Origin of the sequence: Streptomyces caeruleatus, assembly GCF_001514235.1 — a bacterium.
GTDB lineage: Bacteria > Actinomycetota > Actinomycetes > Streptomycetales > Streptomycetaceae > Streptomyces > Streptomyces caeruleatus.
This window is the reverse complement of record NZ_KQ948927.1, coordinates 548060-564244: the sequence shown is the minus strand read 5'-3', so window position 1 is coordinate 564244 and position 16185 is coordinate 548060. Positions and strand designations below refer to the sequence as shown.

Here is a 16185-nt window from a genome sequence, read left to right as displayed (position 1 = left end):
GTCAGCCCACGAGGTTGTCCGCCAGCTCCTCGCTGAGGTTGGCCTCCGTGCCCGGAATGCCGAGGTCCTGGGCCCGCTTGTCGGCCATCGCCAGCAGTCGGCGGATCCGGCCGGCGACGGCGTCCTTGGTCAGCGGCGGGTCGGCGAGCGCGCCCAGCTCCTCGAGGGAGGCCTGCTTGTGCTCCATGCGCAGGCGTCCGGCGGCGGCGAGGTGCTCGGGGACCTCCTCGCCGAGGATCTCCAGGGCGCGCTGGACCCGGGCTCCGGCGGCGACGGCCGCGCGGGCGGAACGCCGGAGGTTGGCGTCGTCGAAGTTGGCGAGACGGTTCGCCGTGGCGCGGACCTCGCGGCGCATCCGGCGCTCCTCCCAGGCCAGCACCGACTCGTGTGCGCCGAGCCGGGTCAGCAGGGCCCCGATCGCGTCGCCGTCCCGGACGACCACGCGGTCCACGCCGCGCACCTCGCGGGCCTTGGCGGCGATCGAGAGCCGGCGGGCCGCGCCGACCAGGGCGAGCGCGGCCTCGGGGCCCGGGCAGGTCACTTCGAGGGAGGAGGAGCGGCCGGGCTCGGTGAGCGAGCCGTGCGCCAGGAAGGCGCCGCGCCAGGCGGCCTCGGCGTCACAGGTGGCCCCGGAGACCACCTGCGGGGGCAGGCCGCGGATCGGGCGGCCGCGCCCGTCGACCAGGCCGGTCTGGCGGGCCAGCTGATCACCGCCCGCGACCACGCGTACGACGTAGCGCGAGCCGCGGCGCAGCCCGCCCGGCGCCATCACGATCAGCTCGGAGCTGTGGCCGAAGATCTCCAGGATGTCCCGCTTGAGGCGGCGGGCCGCCATCGCGGTGTCCAGCTCCGCCTCGATCACGATGCGCCCGCTGACCAGGTGGAGGCCTCCGGCGAACCGCAGAATGGCGGAGACCTCCGCCTTTCTGCAGCAGGTCCGGGTGACGGGGAGCCGGGAGATCTCATCCTTCACCGCTGCCGTCATCGCCATGGGCCGATCCTTCCATGCATCCGAAAAATACGGTCGTACGCGGCGGCGAGCAGCTCCGGGTCGTGCCGGGGCGTCCCGTCCGTCCGGGCCACCGGGGCCAGCTCGACCGCGGCACCGAGCCGCTTGGCGGCCTCGGTGAGCACATCCCGGTCCGGCACGGCGGCCTCGTCGGCCAGCACCACGTCCAGGGCGAGTTTAGGGGCGTGTCGTCCCAAAACCTCCAAATGACGCTGCGGTGAGAAGCCTTCGGTTTCTCCCGGCTGCGGCGCGAGGTTCAGGGAGAGTACCCGGCGCGCCTTCGTCTCGGTGAGGGCGTCCAGGAGTTCCGGCACGAGCAGATGCGGGATGACGGAGGAGAACCAGGAACCTGGGCCGAGCACCACCCAGTCCGCGTCCCGGACGGCGGCGACGGCCTCCGGCACGGCGGGCGGGTCGGACGGCACGACGTGCACCGACTGCACCTCACCGGGAGTGAGGGCAACGTTGGCCTGGCCACGGACGGTGTCCACGGCCTCGGGCTGGTCCGGGTCGTGCCCCTTGACCAGGGCCTGCAGCTCCAGCGGTACGGCGGACATGGGCAGCACCCGCCCGTGCGCGCCGAGCAGCTTGCCGACCAGGTCGAGGGCCTGGACGTGGTCGCCGAGCTGCTCCCACAGGGCGACGATCAGCAGATTGCCGACCGCGTGGTCGTGCAGGTCGCCCTTGGAGTGGAAGCGGTGCTGGATGACGCGGGCCCAGGTCTGGCCCCAGTCGTCGTCGCCGCACAGCGCGGCCAGCGCCTTGCGCAGGTCACCGGGCGGGAGCACGCCCAGCTCGTCGCGCAGGCGCCCGCTGGAGCCGCCGTCGTCGGCCACGGTGACGACGGCGGTGAGGTCACCGGTGATCCGGCGCAGCGCGGCGAGCGAGGCGGACAGGCCCATGCCGCCGCCGAGGGCGACGACCTTCGGCTGGGTGCCCCGGCGGCGGGGCTTCGCACCCCGGGCCTCGACGGGCCGGCCGGCACGCGACTCGGGAACGGCCCGACGCAACCTGCTCAGCCGCGGAGTACGTCCCGTCATTCCCGTCCCATGTCCCGGTGCACGACCACCGTCTCCACGCCCTGGGAGGCCAGGCGCGCCGCGAGCTTCTCGGATGTGGCGACCGAACGGTGCTTGCCGCCGGTGCAGCCGACCGCGATGGTCACGTACCGCTTGCCCTCGCGGCGGTATCCGGCCGCGATGAGCTGGAGCAGTTCGGAGTAGCGGTCGATGAACTCCTTCGCGCCGGGCTGGTTGAAGACGTACGCCGACACCTCCTCGTTGAGGCCGGTGAAGGGGCGCAGCTCCGGGACCCAGTGCGGGTTGGGCAGGAACCGCATGTCCACGACCAGGTCGGCGTCGACCGGGAGGCCGTACTTGAAGCCGAAGGACATGACCGTGGCCCGCAGCTCGGGCTCCTCCTCGCCGGCGAACTGGGCGTCCATCTTGGCCCGCAGCTCGTGCACGTTGAGGCTGGAGGTGTCGATCACCAGGTCGGCGTCGCCACGCAGCTCGCGCAGCAGCTCGCGCTCAGCCGCGATCCCGTCGACGATGCGGCCGTCGCCCTGGAGGGGGTGCGGGCGGCGCACCGACTCGAAGCGGCGCACCAGGGCGTCGTCCGAGGACTCCAGGAAGACGATCCGGCGCGTCACACCTCTGGTGTCGAGGTCGGAGAGCGACTCGCGGAGGTTGTCGAAGAAGCGACGGCCACGGACGTCGACGACCACCGCGATCCGCGCCACGTTGCCCTGGGAGCGGGCGCCGAGCTCCACCATGGTGGGGATCAGCGCGGGCGGGAGGTTGTCGACGACGAACCAGCCGAGGTCCTCCAGACACTTGGCGGCCGTCGAGCGGCCGGCCCCGGACATGCCCGAGATGATCACCAGCTCGGGGATGGCCGCTTCGGGGACCCCGGCCGAGTCGATGCCCGTACTCACCTGTTCTCCGTCTTCCTGGCGTGCGTCCTGCTGAGGGAGATCCTCGCCGCCCTTCTTGTGTGTTTCCTGAGCCTGTCGATCTCGGTCGGCCGTGGGTTGTGTGTCGTGCTCGCTCATCTCTCCTGCCCCCGTCGTTCGTCCGGGGCGCCCGCGGACACGGGCTCCCCCGAGGTCTCCGCCGTCGTACCGGATTCCTCGTCTTCCATGATCTCTCCAGTCGCCGTGTTGACAGCGGGTGCGGCCGGGGCCGCCTGGGCGAGGGCCGCGGCGATCGTCTCGGCCGTCTTGCGGCCTATGCCCGGGACCTCGCAGATCTGGTCGATTGTCGCGGATCGCAGCTTCTTCACCGAACCGAAATGCTTGATCAGCGCCTGCTTGCGAGTCTCACCGAGACCAGGCACGTCGTCCAACGGGCTCGACCGGAAACGCTTGGCTCGCTTGGTGCGCTGGTAGGTGATCGCGAAGCGGTGGGCCTCGTCCCGGACCCGCTGGAGCAGATAGAGGCCTTCGCTGGTGCGGGGCAGGACGACCGGGTCGTCATCGCCGGGCAGCCAGACCTCCTCCAGCCGCTTGGCGAGACCGCAGACGGCGATGTCGTCGATGCCGAGCTCGTCCAGGGCCCGCTGGGCGGCCGCGACCTGCGGCTGTCCACCGTCGACGACGACGAGCTGGGGCGGGTAGGCGAAGCGCTTGGGGCGGCCTTCGTCGTCCTTGAGGCCGCCTGCGAGGGCGTCGGGCGAGGTGGTGGTGAGGGGCTCGGTGGAGGTGTCGGCGATCGTGTCGTCGCCGTCGGCCCACTCGCCCGTCCTCTCCTTCTCGGCGAGGTAGCGCTTGAAGCGGCGGGTGATCACCTCGTGCATGGAGCGGACGTCGTCCTGGCCCTCGAAGCCCTTGATCTGGAAACGGCGGTACTCGCTCTTGCGCTGCAGCCCGTCCTCGAAGACGACCATGGAGGCCACGACGTCGTCACCCTGGAGGTGGGAGATGTCGTAGCACTCGATCCTGAGCGGGGCGCTGTCCAGGTCGAGGGCGTCGGCGATCTCCTCCAGGGCACGGGAGCGGGTGGTCAGGTCGGAGGCACGCTTGGTCTTGTGCAGGACGAGCGCCTGCTGGGCGTTGCGCTCGACGGTCTCCATGAGGGCTCGCTTGTCGCCGCGCTGGGGGATGCGCAGCGAGACGTTCGAGCCGCGGCGGCCGGTCAGCCACTGCTGCACCGGGTCCAGCGGGTCGGGCAGGGCCGGGACCAGGACCTCCTTGGGCACGGCGTCCCCGGTCTCCTCGCCGTAGAGCTGCTGGAGGGCGTGCTCGACGAGCGCGCCGGTGGTGATCTCCTCCACCTTGTCGGTGACCCAGCCGCGCTGGCCGCGCACCCGGCCGCCACGGACGTGGAAGATCTGCACGGCCGCTTCGAGCTCGTCCTCGGCGACCGCGATGAGGTCGGCGTCGGTCGCGTCGGCGAGCACGACCGCGTTCTTCTCCATGGCCTTCTTCAGGGCCTCGATGTCGTCGCGCAGGCGGGCGGCCCGCTCGTACTCCATCTCGTCGGCCGCCTCCATCATCTGCTTCTCCAGGCGGCGCAGATAGGTGCCCGTGCGACCGGTCATGAAGTCGCAGAACTCCTCGGCCAGTTCACGGTGCTCCTCGTCGGAGACGCGTCCCACGCAGGGGGCGGAGCACTTGCCGATGTAGCCGAGCAGGCAGGGGCGGCCGGTGCGGGAGGCGTTCTTGAAGACGCCGGCCGAGCAGGTACGGACCGGGAAGACACGCAGGAGGAGGTCGACGGTGTCCCGGATCGCCCACGCGTGCGCGTACGGCCCGAAGTACCTCACGCCCTTCTTCTTGTGACCGCGCATCACCTGCACCCGCGGGAACTCCTCGTTCATCGTCACCGCGAGGTACGGGTAGCTCTTGTCGTCGCGGTACTTGACGTTGAACCGGGGGTCGTACTCCTTGATCCAGGAGTACTCCAGCTGAAGCGCCTCGACCTCCGTGGACACCACGGTCCACTCCACGGACGCCGCCGTGGTGACCATGGAACGGGTGCGCGGGTGGAGGCCCGCCAGGTCCTGGAAGTAGTTCGCCAGGCGCTGGCGCAGGCTCTTCGCCTTTCCGACGTAGATCACCCGGCGGTGCTCGTCACGGAACCTGTACACCCCGGGAGAGTCGGGGATCTGTCCCGGCTTGGGGCGGTAGCTGGAGGGGTCGGCCATGTCTCACACCCTACTGGCGAGCAGTGACAGTCCGACGAGGCTGTGGACAACGGCCGGGCCGTCGGGCTCAGCGGTCAACGGCCCAGGGCATCTCTGGTGGCGGTGTCCCGGAATCCAGCAGGTGGCGGGCGATGCGCAGCGCCTCTGCGAGCGGCACCGTGTCCGCGTCCGGGTACTCGTCGCACTGCCCGTTCATGAGCACATAGCCCCCGCTCTGGCCCTCGGCGCCCGGGTCGGCGGCGTGGGCACCGGGGTCGTCCTCGTCGTCGAGCAGCATCACCATCGCTCGCGCGCCGTTGCTCACGACCGCCAGCCGACGCCCCGAGGAACTGGTCAGCCACGTCTCGAGCAGGCCGCCGGAGATCCGTCCCCGCAGCAGGCGGACCGCTCCGTCCGCCGTCACGGGCCCGGCATCGTCGCCGTACCGCCAGGTCTCCCCCATGGGCGCGATCCCCCACTCCTCTGTCTCTTTTCTGCCCCCTTCCAGGTGCTGAGGGGACCGGCGCCTCGGCTCGACGGTCTGCGGGAACAGCTCTCACTCTGACAACGGCGGTACGGGCACAGTGACTTGACGCAGAACCGTCGCGACTCGGCCAGGGCATGGCGCTGTTGGGCATCAGGTGTTGTCGGGACTTGGTCAACACGCTTCAATGCGGGGGAACTCAGGGCCCTGAGTGGCGGCGTACGGATGTGAAGACCAGACCCCCGCCGCGCCGACGAAGTGGCCCGGCCCAGCCGCCCGACCCGGTCTGACCAGCCGTTGTGAACAACCACAGAAAGGCCCCTGCATGCCGCACGCCACACAGCACGCGGACAGCCCCGCCGTCGCCACCGCGGAACTGGACACGGCCCTGCGAGGCGGCCCCTTCCATGTCGCCCTGCGCGCCGCGATAGCCGCCCGGGGACTGCCGCTGCAGCGCGTGCAGCACCACCTGTCCCGTCGTGGTGTGAAGGTCGGCGTCACCAGCCTGAGCTACTGGCAGCAGGGCGCCCGCCGGCCGCAGCGCCCCGAGTCGTTGCGTGCGGTGCGCGCACTGGAGGAGATTCTCCAGTTGCCGGAGGAGTCCCTGATCCGGCTGCTCGCCGAGGCCGACGACCACTCCGCCCTCCAGCGACCGGCGGCCCGTTCCTACCGCTCCCTGGTGGAGGCCTCAGGCGTCCTGGAGCAGCTGCTGGCCGAACTGAACTGGCCTATGGACGGTGGCCTGCACACCCTCGCCCACCATGAGCGGGTACGGATCGGGGCCCGCCGCGAACTGGCGGGCCGCGAGTCGCACCACATCGTGCGCGCCCACAAGGACGGCGCCGACCGCTATGTCGCTGTCCACCACGGCGACCCAGGATGCGCGCCGGAGCGCATGAAGGTGCACGCTCTGGAGAACTGCCGCACGGGACGGGTCCGGTGGCACCAGGAGACCGGTGTCCTCGTGGCCGAGCTGCTCTTCGGCACCCGGCTGCGGGCAGGCGACACCTACCTCTTCCGGCACGGCGTCGAGGACGGGACGGCCGACGTGTCCCGCGAGTACGCCCGCGGCTTCCCTCTCGCGGGCGGCCAGTACGCCCTCCAGGTCCGCTTCACCGAGAACACCCTGCCGGTGCGCTGCCACCGCTTCTCCCAGCACTCTGCGGCCGCGCCCCGCAGCGGCCGTCAGGGACTCGCCCTCAGCGGGCTGCACCGTTCCGTCCACCTGGTCGAGCCTCGGGTACGGACGGGGATCGTGGGGATCGGGTGGGAGTGGGAGTGAGTTGGCGCTTCCAGCCTCGCGGGGGCAGCCCAGGGTTCCAGCTTCCTCGACGCGGCTGACCACCCCCTTCTGACTTTTCGACGCGGCTGACCACCGCCTTCCGACTTCTCGATGCGGCCAGCCACCGCTTTGGTGCCGCGCGCCCGAGGGCACGCCCCCCCGCCGTCCCTCCCTCACCGGTCGAGCCCAGCACGTAAACGATTGCGCAAGCGTTTACGTGTGGCGCCGAATGGGATACCTTCCCCGCCAGAAGACCGCAGCTGCCCAGGGAGGGGCGGCGCGGCAGGGAGGGGATCTCGATGGCCACCATGGCGGACGTCGCGCGGAGCGCCGGCGTGTCCGTGGCGACCGTCTCGCATGTGCTGAACAGCACCCGGCCGGTGCTGCCCCACACCCGCCAGGCGGTGCTGGACGCCATGGACGAGCTGGGCTACACACCCAACACCCTCGCCCGCTCCCTGGTGACCTCCCGCACCCGGTCCATCGGGCTGGCGGTCTCGGCGATCAGCAACCCGTACTTCACGGAGATACTCCAGGGCGTCGAGGCCGGCGCCCTGGAACACGGTTACAGCCTGCTCATCGCCGACCCGCACGACGATCCGGAGCATGAACGCAAGGTCGTCCAGCTCCTGCACGAGCGTCGGGTGGACGGCATGATCGTCGCACCCTCCGCCGACCCGCGCGAGCTCCTCGCCTACCTCGGGCGTCACAAGGTGCCGACGGTCCTCCTCGACCGCTTGGTCGACATGCCGGACGACGGCCCGACACGGTTCGACCAGGTCTGCGCCGACAGCGCCGAGCCCATGGCCCAGTTGGTCACCCATCTCGCCGGCCTCGGCCACCGTCGGATCGGCCTGATCGCCGGTCTGCCGGGACTCAGCACCACCAGTGAGCGACTCACCGGATACCGGGAGGGCCTGGCTACGGCCGGGCTCGGGTACGACGAGCACCTCGTCGTGCACGGCGACTCCGAGTCGGCCGGCGCCGAGCAGGCCACCGCCGCGCTGCTGTCGCTCGCCTCGCCTCCCACCGCGCTGGTCACCGCCAACAACGCGATGACCATCGGTGCCCTGCGCGCCCTGCGTGGTCACGGCATGTCCGTGCCCGGCGACATCGCGTTGTGCTGTTTCGACGACTTCGCCTGGGCCGACCTTTTCTCGCCCAGGCTCACCGCGATAGCCCAGCCCAGCAGGGAGATCGGCGCCCAAGCGGTCCGTGTGCTTCTGGACCGCCTCGCCGAGCCGGACTTGCCCGCGCGGACCTTGCGTCTCCCTTGCGCCTTCGTACATCGCACCTCATGCGGGTGCCCCGCACAGCCCCTGCCGTCCGTGAAAGGAACCGTCTCGTGATCGTCGTCGCCGGTGAGGCCCTGATCGACCTGGTACCGCAGGGCACGGGCGCCCTCGCGGGTCTGAAGCCGGCGCTCGGCGGCGGCCCCTACAACACCGCCGTGGCCCTCGGCCGCCTCGGCTCGCCCACCGCGTTCTGCTCACGCACCTCCTATGACGCCTTCGGTGAGGCCCTGCTCGACGGGCTACGGGAGGCCGGGGTGGACGTGTCGGCCGTGCAGCGCGGCATGGAACCGACGACCCTCGCGGTCGCCACCATCGACGCGCAGGGCTCGGCCGCCTACTCCTTCTACGTCGAGGGCACCGCCGACCGGCTCTTCACGGCACCTTCGGCACTGCCCGCGGCAGCCCGCGCGGTCTCCTTCGGTACTTGCTCGCTCGTCCTGGAACCGGGGGCGAGCGCCTATGAGGAGCTGATGCGGAGCGCGGCCGCGCAAGGGGTGTTCACCGCGCTCGACCCGAACATCCGGGCTGGACTCATTCCCGACCCGGATGGCTACCGGGCCCGGTTCAAGAGCTGGCTTCCGTCGGTGTCACTGCTCAAGCTCTCCGAGGAGGACGCGCTGTGGCTGGGTGGCACGCCGCGTGAGTGGCTGGCCGCGGGACCTGCGGCCGTTGTGATCACCAACGGCGGTGACGGGCTGACGGCCTTCACGCGGGACGGCGCCGTGCACTCCGTGCCGGGTGAGGAGGTGGACGTCGTGAACACGATCGGTGCGGGCGACACCGTGAACGCGGCCCTGTTGCACGGCCTGGCCGCCCAGGACTGCCTGTCCGCCGAGGCGCTCGCGGAACTGGGCCCCGACGGCTGGACACGGCTGCTGCGGTTCGCGGCGCGGGCTGCCGCGATCACCTGTTCCCGGGCGGGCGCCGAACCGCCCTTCGCCTCCGAACTGGGGGACTTCTAGGAGGCGTTCCGTTCTCTTCCATTCCATTTTTGAGCAGTCAAGGTTCGTCACAGCCAGATCAATCGGGCCGCTGATGATCCAACGCACGGCGCCCCGCGGGGAGTTCCCACGGGGCGCCTTACTTTTCTGGAATTATTCGGGTTTTTCGGCCCGTGACTCGTGGCCGCTGGGCCTCAGGCCTTGCGTGCCCGCGTCGTCTTCTTCGCGGGCGTCGTCTTCTTCGCGGCCGCCGCCTTCTTGGTGGCTGCGGCGTCCTTGCCGGTGGCCTTGTTGTTGGCCGTCCTCGTGGTCCTGGCCGTCGCCGTCTTCTTCGCCGTCGACGCCGCCGCCACCGTCTTCTTGGTCACCGTCTTTCGCGGGGCCTTCACCGAGGCCGCGTCGCTGATCCGGTCGGCGCCGAGGATCTCGCGCAGGAACTTGCCGGTGTGGCTGGCCGGGACCGCGGCAACCTCTTCGGGCGTGCCCTCGGCGACGACGAGACCGCCACCGGCGCCGCCCTCGGGGCCCATGTCCACGACCCAGTCGGCAGTCTTGATCACGTCGAGGTTGTGCTCGATGACGATGACCGTGTTGCCCTTGTCGACCAGGCCGGCCAGGACCTTCAGCAACTTGCTGATGTCCTCGAAGTGCAGACCGGTGGTGGGCTCGTCGAGGACGTAGACCGTGCGGCCGGTGGAGCGCTTCTGGAGCTCGCTGGCGAGCTTCACCCGCTGGGCCTCACCGCCGGACAGAGTGGTCGCGGACTGGCCCAGCCGGACGTAGCCGAGACCGACGTCGTTCAGCGTCTTGAGGTGCCGGTTGATCGCCGGAACGGCCTCGAAGAAGTCCATGGCCTCCTCGATCGGCATGTTCAGGACCTCGGAGATGGACTTTCCCTTGTAGTGGACCTCCAGGGTCTCCCGGTTGTACCGGGCGCCATGACAGACCTCGCACGGGACATACACGTCCGGGAGGAAGTTCATCTCGATCTTGATCGTGCCGTCGCCCGCGCAGTTCTCGCAGCGGCCGCCCTTGACGTTGAAGGAGAAGCGGCCCGGCATGTAACCGCGAACCTTCGCCTCGGTGGTCTCGGCGAACAGCTTGCGGATGTGGTCGAAGACACCGGTGTAGGTCGCCGGGTTCGAGCGCGGGGTGCGACCGATGGGCGACTGGTCGACGTGCACGACCTTGTCGACGAGGTCGTCGCCGTCCACGCGCGTGTGCCGGCCCGGGACATTACGCGCGCCGTTGAGCTCGCGTGCCAGGTGCGTGTACAGGATGTCGTTGACCAGCGTCGACTTGCCGGAGCCGGACACGCCCGTGACGGCGGTGAACACGCCCAGCGGGAACGAGACGTCGATGTCCTGGAGGTTGTTCTCCCGCGCTCCGTGCACGGTGAGCCGGCGGGTCGGGTCCTGCGGGCGACGGATGTCGGGCAGCGGGATGGCCTTCTTGCCGGACAGGTACTGACCGGTCTGCGACTCGGCGTTGGCGAGCAGCTCCTTCATGGACCCGCTGTGCACGACCTTGCCGCCGTGCTCACCGGCGCCGGGGCCGATGTCGACAACCCAGTCGGCGACCTTGATGGTGTCCTCGTCGTGCTCGACGACGATGAGCGTGTTGCCCATGTCGCGCAGGCGGACGAGGGTCTCGATCAGCCGGTGGTTGTCGCGCTGGTGCAGACCGATGGACGGCTCGTCGAGGACGTACAGCACACCTACGAGTCCGGAGCCGATCTGGGTGGCCAGGCGGATGCGCTGGGCCTCGCCGCCGGAGAGGGTGCCGGCCGCGCGGTTCAGCGAGAGGTAGTCCAGGCCGACGTCGACCAGGAACCGCAGCCGCTCGTTGACCTCCTTCAGCACGCGCTCGGCGATCTTCTTGTCGCGGGCGTTGAGCTTCAGCTTGCCCAGGAAGTCCGCGCAGTCGCTGATGGACATCGCCGAGACCTCGGCGATCGACTTCTCCATGATCGTGACCGCGAGGACGATCGGCTTCAGGCGGGTGCCCTCACAGGTGGGGCAGGGCACCTCGCGCATATAGCCCTCGAAGCGCTCGCGGCTGGCGTCGCTCTCGGCCTCGCTGTGCCGACGCTTGACGAAGGGGACGGCCCCTTCGAACGGCGTCGTGTAGACACGCTCGCGGCCGTACCGGTTGCGGTAGCGGACCTCGATCTGCGTCTTGTGGCCGTGGAGCAGGGCCTTCTTGGCGCGCTGCGGCAGACCGGCGAAGGGGATGTCCGTCCGGAAGCCGAGCGCGTCCGCGAGGGCACCGATCAGGCGGCCGAAGTAGTCCTTGGTGTGGCCGTGCGACCAGGGGTGGATGGCGCCCTCGTCGAGGGACTTGTCCTCGTCCGGGACGATCAGCTCGGGGTCGACCTCCATGCGCGTGCCGATACCGGTGCACTCGGGGCAGGCGCCGAAGGGCGAGTTGAAGGAGAAGGAGCGCGGTTCCAGCTCCTCGAAGGAGAGGTCGTCGTACGGGCAGTACAGGTGCTCCGAGTACATGCGCTCGCGCTCGGGGTCGCCCTCGGGGAGGTCGACGAAGTCGAGCACGACCATGCCGCCGGACAGACCGAGGGCGGTCTCCACGGAGTCGGTGAGCCGGCGCTTGGCGGAGTCCTTCACCGTGAGACGGTCGACGACCACCTCGATGGTGTGCTTCTCCTGCTTCTTCAGCGTGGGCGGGTTGGACAGCTGGACCGTCGCGCCGTCCACACGCGCGCGGGAGTAGCCCTTGGTCTGGAGGTCGGCGAAGAGGTCGACGAACTCACCCTTGCGCTCGCGCACCAGCGGCGACAGCACCTGGAAGCGGCTCCCCTCCGGCAGCTCCAGGACCCTGTCGACGATGGCCTGCGGCGACTGGCGCGAGATCGGGCGGCCGCACTGGGGGCAGTGGGGCTTGCCGATGCGCGCGAAGAGCAGACGCAGGTAGTCGTAGACCTCGGTGATGGTGCCGACCGTCGAGCGCGGGTTGCGCGAGGTCGACTTCTGGTCGATGGAGACCGCCGGGGACAGTCCCTCGATGAAGTCGACGTCCGGCTTGTCCATCTGACCGAGGAACTGCCGGGCGTACGAGGACAGTGACTCCACGTAACGCCGCTGCCCCTCGGCGAAGATGGTGTCGAAGGCCAGCGAGGACTTGCCCGACCCCGACAGGCCCGTGAAGACGATGAGCGAGTCGCGCGGCAGGTCGAGCGAGACATTCTTGAGGTTGTGCTCGCGCGCGCCACGGACGATGAGACGGTCGGCCACGCCGGTCCGCACCTTTCTTGAGAGAAGTGACAGGGGGCGAGACCCCCGTGTGTTCTCGGCTTCGAGGCCCCCGTGCTTTTTCAGACTAGGGGGAGCCACTGACAACGCCGGTCGGATTCCGGGATGCATAACAATCCGCGGGCCTCCAGCATGCCCGACGCCACGACCGACCCTATAGCACGCGCATTCGATTTACGGCACTCGTTCACCACCTTCACCCAAAGGTGTGGCGGGGCTAATGTCAGCACCATGATTGATCACGGTCGTGACCTGGTGTCTGTACGTGAAGCTACGGAACGGCTGCTCACCGCAGCGGCCAAGATGGACAACGCGTCGGTGGCCGAGCCGTCACGGCTTCCCGGCTGGAGCCGCGGCCATGTCCTCGCCCACCTCGCCCGTAACGCGGACGCCCTCGTGAACGTCCTCGACGGGCGCCCCATGTACGTCTCGGCCACCGCGAGGGACGCCGACATCGACCGGGACGCCCCACGTCCCCTCGACGTCCAGCTCACCGACGTACGCCAGAGCGCGGCCCGTTTCCAGGAGACGGGAGCGACGCCCGCGGACTGGTCGCGCACCGTGGAGCTGCGCAACGGGGTCACCGACGCGGCGGCCCGGGTACCGTTCCGGCGGTGGGTCGAGGTGGAGCTGCACCATGTGGATCTCGGGCTCGGGTACGAGCTGGAGGATCTGCCGACCGAGTTCGTGGAGCGGGAGATCGACTTCCTCGCCGAGCGGTTCTCCGGGCACCCCGATGTCCCGCCGACCCGTCTGACGGACGGCACGCACGCGTGGAGCACGGGCCGGGGGGCGGCCGCCCCCGTGGTCACCGTCCAGGGCTCAGGGCCGGACCTGCTCGGCTGGCTCGCCGGGCGCCGTGACGGGGCGGGGCTGACCGTGGAGGGCGGCACCCTGCCGTCGCTGCCCCCGCTGTAGTCGCCCGGCGGTCTCCCGGGGGCGTTCTGCCGTTGCAGCGACTGGACAGCCCCTGGGCCGCCCTGCCGCTATAGGCTGCCGCCATGACGTACAGCGGACAGGTGACGGTCGGTGGCCCCGCCGACGTGCACGAGCTCAAGGACCTGATGATCACCAAGATCGCGGTCGGCCCGATGAACAACAACGCCTATCTGCTGCGCTGCCGGGCCACGGACGAGCAACTGCTGATCGACGCCGCCAACGACGCGACCACGCTGATCGGCATGATCGGTGACGACGGCATCGCGTCCGTCGTCACCACGCACCAGCACGGCGACCACTGGCAGGCGCTCGCCGCTGTAGTCGAGGCCACCGGCGCGCGCACGTACGCCGGTCGGGACGACGCCGACGGCATCCCGGTGCCGACCGACGTCCTGGTCGACGACGGCGACACCATCCGGGTGGGGCACGTGGAGCTCACCGCGCGCCACCTGGTCGGGCACACGCCCGGCTCCATCGCGCTCGTCTACGACGACCCGCACGGCCATCCCCATGTATTCACCGGGGACTGTCTGTTCCCTGGTGGTGTGGGCAACACCCGCAAGGACCCGAAGGCGTTCGCCCGTCTGATCCACGACGTGGAGACGAAGATCTTCGACGCCCTGCCGGACGAGACATGGGTCTACCCGGGGCACGGCAACGACACTTCGCTGGGCGCGGAGCGGCCGCATCTGCCGGAGTGGCACGCGCGGGGCTGGTGACCTCACGCCGGGAGCGCGCCCCGCGCACGCACCCCGTGTGAATCCTTCACACACGCCGGTGTCATGCGCGCGCTCCCGGCGTGCGTAGTTGCGCAGTCAACTGGAAGCAGCCCCGCACAGGATGACGGCTCCTGAGCGGTACGGGCCGCCGGCCTTCAATCCCCGCCCTCGGCCGGCGGCCCCGGCGGCTGCCGAAAGGGACGTGTTCACAAGAACGCAACACTGGTTCCCACTATGCGGAAACCAACCGTCGTGACCTCGACAAACACGACGCTGTCCTGCCAATCTCCCGCCATGCCTCTTGCCGCTCGCGCGCTGCGCCACGCCGTCGCCGTCGCCACGACCGCCCTGCTCGCCACCGCTGTCGGCTGTGCTCCACAGCCGGACGAGAAGGCCGCCGACACACCGTCGGGGTCGGCCGGAAACACCTGCGCCAAGGGCGATTTGGCCACCAAGACCTCCGGCAAGCTGACGATCGCCACCGACGAGCCGGCCTACGAGCCCTGGTTCAAGGACGACGAACCGGCCAACGGCAAGGGTTTCGAGTCGGCCGTCGCATACGCCGTGGCGAAGCAGCTCGGCTACGACAAGAGTGCCGTCGTCTGGCAGAGCGTGCCGTTCAACAAGGCTTTCGCGCCCGGCGAGAAGACTTTCGACTTCGACATCAACCAGGTGTCGATCAGCGACGAGCGCAAGAAGGCCGTGGACTTCTCCTCCGGCTACTACGACGTCCGCCAGGCCGTCGTCGCGTTGAAGGGCAGCAAGGCCGCCAAGGCGACGAGCGTGGCGGACCTGAAGGGCCTCAAACTCGGCGCGCAGGTCGGCACCACCAGCCTCAACTACATCGACGACGTGGTGAAGCCGACGCAGGAGGCTGCCGCGTACGCCAAGAACGACCAGGCCAAGTCCGCGCTGAAGAACGGCCAGGTCGACGCCATCGTGGTCGACCTGCCGACCGCCTTCTACATCACCGCCGCCGAGGTGACGGACGCGACGATCGTCGGCCAGTTCGAGAACCAGGGCGGCGCCACGGAGCAGTTCGGCCTCGTGCTCGACAAGGGCAGCGTCCTCACCGCGTGCGTGACGGACGCCGTGGACACCCTGCGCGAGGACGGCACCCTGGCCGACCTGGAGCAGCAGTGGCTGTCGGACGCCGTCGACGCGCCGGTGCTCAAGTGACGGTTACCAAGGAGGAGTCCGGTCAGGAGGGCGCGGACGACAACGGCGGCATGTCCAGCGAGAGCGACGGCTACGTCCCCTCGCAGCGACGCCTCGACCGCGAGCGCCACAAGCGTGCCCGCGCGCGGCGTGCCACGGCGATAGCGGCCCTCTCCACCCTGGTCACGGTCGTCGTCCTCTACCTGGTCGTGGTCAACGCGCCGGGCTGGCCGCGCACCAAGGAGACGTTCTTCAACGGGCAGTACGCGCGCGAGGCGTTCCCCAAGGTCCTCGAAGGGCTCTGGCTCAACGTCCGGCTGCTGCTGATCTGCGGCGCGGCGGTGCTGGTCCTCGGGATGCTCATCGCCGTCGCCCGTACGCTGCGCGGCCCGGTGTTCTTCCCGCTGCGGGCGCTGGCCGCCGCGTACACGGACTTCTTCCGGGGCCTTCCGCTCATCATTAACCTCATGATCGTAGTGCTCGGCGTTCCCGCGCTGCGGCTGCAGGGCGTGACCGTCGACCCGGTGCTGCTGGGTGGTACGGCACTGACGCTGACGTATTCGGCGTACGTCGCCGAGGTGTTCCGGGCGGGCATCGAGTCCGTCCACCCGTCCCAGCGTGCCGCGGCACGCTCGCTCGGTCTGACGAACCGGCAGGCGCTGCGGCACGTCGTCCTGCCCCAGGCCGTTCGCCGTCAGGTGCCGCCCCTGCTGAACGACCTGGTGTCGTTGCAGAAGGACACCGGTCTGGTGTCCATCGGCGGTGCGGTGGACGCCGTACGGGCCGCGGACATCATCGTGGGCCGCAGCCTCAACTACACGCCGTACATCGTCGCGGGCCTGGTCTTCGTGGCGCTGACCATTCCCATGACCCGCTTCACGGACTGGGTGACGGCCCGGATGGACCGTAGGCGGGCCCAAGGAGGAGCCCTGTGAGCGACGCGGCCGTGAACACCGCACCTGTG

The 16185-nt window shown here is 69.9% G+C and carries 13 protein-coding genes; 7 read left to right on the top strand and 6 right to left on the bottom strand.

Features of this window, described 5'->3' with window-relative positions; genetic code table 11:
* Window position 1: 1 nt before the first annotated feature.
* The 5 genes from whiA to AQJ67_RS14820 all read right to left on the bottom strand — a co-directional run bounded on the left by whiA (window position 2) and on the right by AQJ67_RS14820 (window position 5597).
* Window positions 2-991: a DNA-binding protein WhiA gene (gene whiA, locus AQJ67_RS14840; RefSeq protein WP_062719176.1), complete on the bottom strand. Its 990-nt coding sequence runs from the start codon at window positions 989-991 to the stop codon at window positions 2-4.
* Window positions 982-2049 carry a gluconeogenesis factor YvcK family protein gene (locus AQJ67_RS14835; protein WP_062719175.1) on the bottom strand — a complete coding sequence of 356 codons (1068 nt, stop codon included), beginning with the start codon at window positions 2047-2049 and terminating at the stop codon, window positions 982-984. Before AQJ67_RS14835 ends, whiA begins: the two co-directional genes overlap by 10 nt.
* The gene (gene rapZ, locus AQJ67_RS14830; protein ID WP_062719174.1) at window positions 2046-3062 is read right to left on the bottom strand and encodes an RNase adapter RapZ; all 1017 of its coding nucleotides are present in this window, start codon (window positions 3060-3062) and stop codon (window positions 2046-2048) included. Before rapZ ends, AQJ67_RS14835 begins: the two co-directional genes overlap by 4 nt.
* Window positions 3059-5155, bottom strand: a complete 2097-nt coding sequence (gene uvrC / locus AQJ67_RS14825) for an excinuclease ABC subunit UvrC (protein WP_062719173.1) — start codon at window positions 5153-5155, stop codon at window positions 3059-3061. The genes rapZ and uvrC overlap by 4 nt, the downstream gene beginning before the upstream one ends.
* Before the next feature lie 67 nt (window positions 5156-5222).
* Window positions 5223-5597, bottom strand: a complete 375-nt coding sequence (locus AQJ67_RS14820) for an Imm1 family immunity protein (protein WP_062719172.1) — start codon at window positions 5595-5597, stop codon at window positions 5223-5225.
* A 346-nt stretch (window positions 5598-5943) separates the two neighbouring features.
* On the opposite strand from AQJ67_RS14820, the gene AQJ67_RS14815 reads away from it, so the two are divergent.
* From AQJ67_RS14815 to AQJ67_RS14805, 3 genes are all read left to right on the top strand, one after another.
* Window positions 5944-6900: a hypothetical protein gene (locus AQJ67_RS14815; protein WP_062719171.1), complete on the top strand. Its 957-nt coding sequence runs from the start codon at window positions 5944-5946 to the stop codon at window positions 6898-6900.
* 299 nt (window positions 6901-7199) lie between these two features.
* Window positions 7200-8249, top strand: coding sequence for a LacI family DNA-binding transcriptional regulator (locus AQJ67_RS14810; RefSeq protein ID WP_062719170.1), 1050 nt, complete (start codon window positions 7200-7202; stop codon window positions 8247-8249).
* Window positions 8246-9157, top strand: coding sequence for a carbohydrate kinase family protein (locus tag AQJ67_RS14805; RefSeq protein ID WP_062719169.1), 912 nt, complete (start codon window positions 8246-8248; stop codon window positions 9155-9157). Before AQJ67_RS14810 ends, AQJ67_RS14805 begins: the two co-directional genes overlap by 4 nt.
* A 173-nt stretch (window positions 9158-9330) precedes the next feature.
* Here AQJ67_RS14805 and uvrA read toward each other — a convergent pair whose 3' ends face one another.
* Window positions 9331-12387 (bottom strand): excinuclease ABC subunit UvrA, encoded by a 3057-nt coding sequence (uvrA, locus tag AQJ67_RS14800; protein WP_062719168.1) that lies wholly within the window; start codon window positions 12385-12387, stop codon window positions 9331-9333.
* A gap of 249 nt (window positions 12388-12636) precedes the next feature.
* Here uvrA and AQJ67_RS14795 point away from each other — a divergent pair, with 249 nt between their 5' ends.
* The 4 genes from AQJ67_RS14795 to AQJ67_RS14780 all read left to right on the top strand — a co-directional run bounded on the left by AQJ67_RS14795 (window position 12637) and on the right by AQJ67_RS14780 (window position 16156).
* Window positions 12637-13323, top strand: coding sequence for a maleylpyruvate isomerase family mycothiol-dependent enzyme (locus AQJ67_RS14795; RefSeq protein ID WP_062719167.1), 687 nt, complete (start codon window positions 12637-12639; stop codon window positions 13321-13323).
* Between the two features lie 83 nt (window positions 13324-13406).
* Window positions 13407-14063: an MBL fold metallo-hydrolase gene (locus tag AQJ67_RS14790; RefSeq protein WP_062719166.1), complete on the top strand. Its 657-nt coding sequence runs from the start codon at window positions 13407-13409 to the stop codon at window positions 14061-14063.
* A gap of 294 nt (window positions 14064-14357) precedes the next feature.
* Window positions 14358-15242 (top strand): ABC transporter substrate-binding protein, encoded by an 885-nt coding sequence (locus AQJ67_RS14785; protein ID WP_062719165.1) that lies wholly within the window; start codon window positions 14358-14360, stop codon window positions 15240-15242.
* Window positions 15239-16156 (top strand): amino acid ABC transporter permease, encoded by a 918-nt coding sequence (locus tag AQJ67_RS14780; protein ID WP_062719164.1) that lies wholly within the window; start codon window positions 15239-15241, stop codon window positions 16154-16156. The genes AQJ67_RS14785 and AQJ67_RS14780 overlap by 4 nt, the downstream gene beginning before the upstream one ends.
* Window positions 16157-16185: the final 29 nt, after the last annotated feature.

Coding starts and splice junctions, on each gene's coding strand:
- uvrC (WP_062719173.1), bottom strand. CDS start 5,155: ATGGCCGACCCCTCCAGCTACCGCCCCAAGCCGGGACAGATCCCCGAC.
- AQJ67_RS14820 (WP_062719172.1), bottom strand. CDS start 5,597: ATGGGGGAGACCTGGCGGTACGGCGACGATGCCGGGCCCGTGACGGCG.
- AQJ67_RS14785 (WP_062719165.1), top strand. CDS start 14,358: ATGCCTCTTGCCGCTCGCGCGCTGCGCCACGCCGTCGCCGTCGCCACG.
- AQJ67_RS14795 (WP_062719167.1), top strand. CDS start 12,637: ATGATTGATCACGGTCGTGACCTGGTGTCTGTACGTGAAGCTACGGAA.
- AQJ67_RS14810 (WP_062719170.1), top strand. CDS start 7,200: ATGGCCACCATGGCGGACGTCGCGCGGAGCGCCGGCGTGTCCGTGGCG.
- whiA (WP_062719176.1), bottom strand. CDS start 991: ATGGCGATGACGGCAGCGGTGAAGGATGAGATCTCCCGGCTCCCCGTC.
- AQJ67_RS14835 (WP_062719175.1), bottom strand. CDS start 2,049: ATGACGGGACGTACTCCGCGGCTGAGCAGGTTGCGTCGGGCCGTTCCC.
- AQJ67_RS14815 (WP_062719171.1), top strand. CDS start 5,944: ATGCCGCACGCCACACAGCACGCGGACAGCCCCGCCGTCGCCACCGCG.
- rapZ (WP_062719174.1), bottom strand. CDS start 3,062: ATGAGCGAGCACGACACACAACCCACGGCCGACCGAGATCGACAGGCT.
- AQJ67_RS14790 (WP_062719166.1), top strand. CDS start 13,407: ATGACGTACAGCGGACAGGTGACGGTCGGTGGCCCCGCCGACGTGCAC.